This window comes from Candidatus Pelagibacter sp. (assembly GCF_052049775.1).
In the GTDB taxonomy this organism is placed as follows: domain Bacteria; phylum Pseudomonadota; class Alphaproteobacteria; order Pelagibacterales; family Pelagibacteraceae; genus Pelagibacter.
On record NZ_JBNGZH010000024.1, the window covers coordinates 1 to 3922 of the forward strand.

Sequence of the window (3922 nt, forward strand, 5' to 3'; positions counted from 1 at the left end):
TTTATTTAAATGTTAGAATTTTTTAATTTTGTATAATTCTCTAAAAAGTCTTTTTTCGTCTATTTTTCGATAAACTAAATCTAATTTCTTACAATTTTCCATAAAATTAATTTTAATGTCAATTTTACTTTTGACGAAGAATATGTCTTTATTAAGCCTCGACTTAATTTCTTTGTTATCAATTATCGTTTCATGTAATTTTTCACCTGGTTTTAAACCAGTGATTTTATATAGAAACTTGTAATTTGGATTTATTCTCGATTTTAATTCACCTAAATTTTTTGCTAATTTCAAAATATTTAGAGATTTTCCCATATTTAAAACAAAAATTTTATTTTTTGATGGAATCTTGATTGTTCTGAGAACTAAATGGCAAGCTTCAGAAATTGTCATAAAATATCTAGAGGCATTTTTATGAGTAATATTTATTGTTTTATCTAAATTAATTTGGTCTAAAAAATTTGTAATTGCAGAACCGGAGCTTCCAAAAACATTTCCAAATCTTACTATATTTATTAAATTTTTTTTGTTAATGAACTGATTATAAAACTCACAAATTTTTTCAGCATATCTTTTTGAATAACCAAGAACCGATTTTGGATTAGCTGCCTTATCTGTAGAAATAAAAACCATTTTTATTTTATATTTATGAGATAAATCACATAAATTTAAAGTAGCAAATATATTGTTTTTTACAGCTGAAAAAATATTGTTCTCTAGAATATTAACATGTTTATAAGCTGCTGCATGAAACATATAATCAACTCTTTCTTTTTGTAAAATTTTTTCAATATACTTTTTATTATTTATATCGATTAATTTTATATGTAGCCTTCTATCTTTAACGTTATTTTTTAAATTAAAAACTGCTATCTCTGATTTATCCAAAGCTATGATCTTTTTTACATCTTGTTGAATTAATTGTCTGCAAATCTCAAATCCTATGGACCCCCCCGCACCAGTAACTAAAACATTTTTTTTTGCAAAGTGGTTTAATTTACTAATTTTTATTTGTTTTCTTCTCAATATATTATTAATCTCATCGATATTTAAATCGTTTATACTAATTTGATCTGAGAATAGAAATTTCTTTTCTGGTAAAAAACGTACATCAAAAAAATCTTTTTTAATTTTTTTTATCAATTTATCTCGCTTCAACTTATTTATTGAGGGTATTGATAAATATATTCTTTTAATGTTTGTTTTCTCTTTTATTTTTAAAATATCTGAATAACTAATTATAGGAATACCTTTTAAAATTGAATTTTGAATTTTTATATTATCATCAACAAAGCATAGAACATCTTCATGAATTTTAATCAATTCATCATATAGTTGTTGCCCTGCATAACCAGCACCATAAATTACAACTGATTTAGAATTTAGTTGACTTTTATCTTGATAACTCTTTATCCTTTTTTTAATTTTAATTTTAGTATTTATGCTTCTTTTTAAGTATTGATTTAAATCATTAAATTTAAAGTTTCCTATTTGTGAAAGTAATTTTGATGTATCAGCAATTGAGTTTTGAACTTCATTAATTTTATTTATTTTAATTAATTTATTTTTTGATATTTTTATAATTTCAACAATATCTCTGATTAAAAAACCTCTTCCAGTTCCAAGGTCATAAATTCCTTTTTTTATCCTTTGCCTAAGAAAAATTTTATAGATCTTTCCTATATCTTCCAAATGAATAAAATCTCTTAAAGAAAGTCCCTCGTTAATTAAGTAGATATTTGATCCTTTTTTTTTGGCTCTAATAATTTTTTCTATAAATGAAAATGTATCTTTCTTATTTCCATATGTATTAAAAATACGCATTATGAAATAATCTTTTTTATTTCTATTACAATAATTAATGACTAATTTTTCAGCAGCTAGCTTAAAAGATGAGTATAATTCTCTATTATACACATCTATTTTATCATCTTTAAGACTCTCTTTTAGACCATAGACGCCAGAACTACTGGTATAAATAATTTTGTTAATCTTGTTGGCTGGAAGAGTGTTTAATACTGTAATTATTTTTTTTAGAGATAATTGAAGAAATTTGTCATAATTTTTGAAATTTAATTCATTCAAAAATTTTGAAGGATAAAAGTTATTAAATATGAGGTTTACTTTTCTATAAGTTTTAATTTCTTTTCTGATCTGACTCGAGATCAATTCATTTGCAGAAAAAGCTATTGAGTTTTTTATGTGTTTTAAGTTCGCTTCTGTAATAAAGCTATTTTTACCTATAATTATATTTTTTATCATTGTGTTTTAAAAATGTGATTAATATTAGATACAAAAACGTAAAAAAGAAAAAGGATAAATAGAAATTTATTTTTAACACAGAAAACATAAATATGGGGCAGATAGAAAGGATAATTAAAATTAAATTACTATTTAATAAAGAAAATCTTTTTACAAGTAGATGATGAATATGATTTCTGTCCCCAAAAAAAGCATTTTTTTTATTCAATATTCTTGTAAATGTTAATCGAACTAGATCAAAGCCTGGTAAAATAAGTAAAAGAAAGATTTCATCAGCAAAAAAGATATTTTTATTTACATTGTGCTCATAAATAAGAGAAATAGAGACGACTGAACTTAATAAAAATACCCCACAATCTCCTAAAAAAATTTTATCAGTAAGATTTAAAGCTAATAAAAATATCAATACAATGATGTTAAATAGATAAAATTCATTATAATTATTTGTAATATATAGATATAAAAAAATTATAATAAAAAAGATACAAGATTGTCCATTTATTCCATCATAAAAATTAAGTGAGTTTGTTAAAATTAATATACAAAATAAGGTGAAAAAAATTGAAAAATTTTCAAAAAAAATTTTGTTTTCATAAAATGAAATAGATACCTTATTTATGACTAAATTATTATTTAGGTAAAGAGCCATTAGAACAATCAACATTGAAAAAAGAAATTTTTTGTTTGGTGATAATTTTATTTTGTCATCATAAAAACCTAATATGAAAAAACCTATTATAAGAAATAACATACCTAAAAGATTATCAAGTTCAAAATGATTTATAAAAAAGTTATTTTCCAAAAATTCTTGCGATAGAAAGTATGATAAATAATTTATCATTAAAATAATACCACCCAGTAATGGAGTTTTTCTTTTATGAATTTTTAATTTTTTGTCAGGAACATCATATGTGTTTACAAATCTAGCTATTGTATCAAGATAATAAAATATTATTATATTTAAAATTAATGTGACTAAGATCATTTGAGTATAACTTTTCTAAAACTATAAATATAAATTCCAATATAATAATAACTAATTATTGATATCCAATTATTAAAAAAATTACCACTTGGCACTAGTGGAAAAAAATTTACAATAATAGCTATAGAAGCTATATAAAAGCTATATTTATTCTTTAGGTCCATATTTTTTTTATAAACCTTAGACAAACTTATGATCACAAATATTGAGCCAAAAACATAAAAAAATATTCCAATCAATCCCGTCTCTGATAATAATTGCATAAAAATGTTGTGCGGGTGAGTGGAACACATACCTATCTTGCTATTATATTCAACCTTCCTGCAATAATACCTAAAGCCCTCTGGACCTTTTCCAAAAATTGGAGATTGTTTAAAAAGATTGTAGGCTAATAAATAATGCCCATTATGATCAGTAGAAAAAATTTGAATATTTTGTTTTAAATCTTTAGTCAAATCCCCCAAATTTTTTTTATCAAGCTGAATATCTCTTTTTGTTAAAAAAAAACTATTTGTTATTTGATTAAAAGTTTTAATAAAAATTCTGTTAAATGGATCAGATTTCCCAAAATTAGTAATGAATGTTGACATTATAAATAATAAAAAAATTAAAAAAGATTTTAATAATATTGCTCTCAAATTATGAAGATAAAATATAAATAAAATTGTGGCTAAA

The 3922-nt window shown here is 22.3% G+C and carries 3 protein-coding genes; all 3 read right to left on the reverse strand.

Translation table 11 applies throughout. The features are described 5' to 3' along the window. Nucleotides 1-12: 12 nt before the first annotated feature. The gene (locus ACTT83_RS03880) at nucleotides 13-2262 is read right to left on the reverse strand and encodes an SDR family NAD(P)-dependent oxidoreductase (RefSeq protein ID WP_440918824.1); all 2250 of its coding nucleotides are present in this window, start codon (nucleotides 2260-2262) and stop codon (nucleotides 13-15) included. Then, nucleotides 2237-3247, reverse strand: coding sequence for an MraY family glycosyltransferase (locus tag ACTT83_RS03885; protein WP_440918825.1), 1011 nt, complete (start codon nucleotides 3245-3247; stop codon nucleotides 2237-2239). Before ACTT83_RS03885 ends, ACTT83_RS03880 begins: the two co-directional genes overlap by 26 nt. Further along, nucleotides 3244-3922: O-antigen ligase family protein (locus tag ACTT83_RS03890; RefSeq protein ID WP_440918826.1), on the reverse strand; the 679-nt coding region annotated here is incomplete at its 5' end. The genes ACTT83_RS03890 and ACTT83_RS03885, both read right to left, overlap by 4 nt.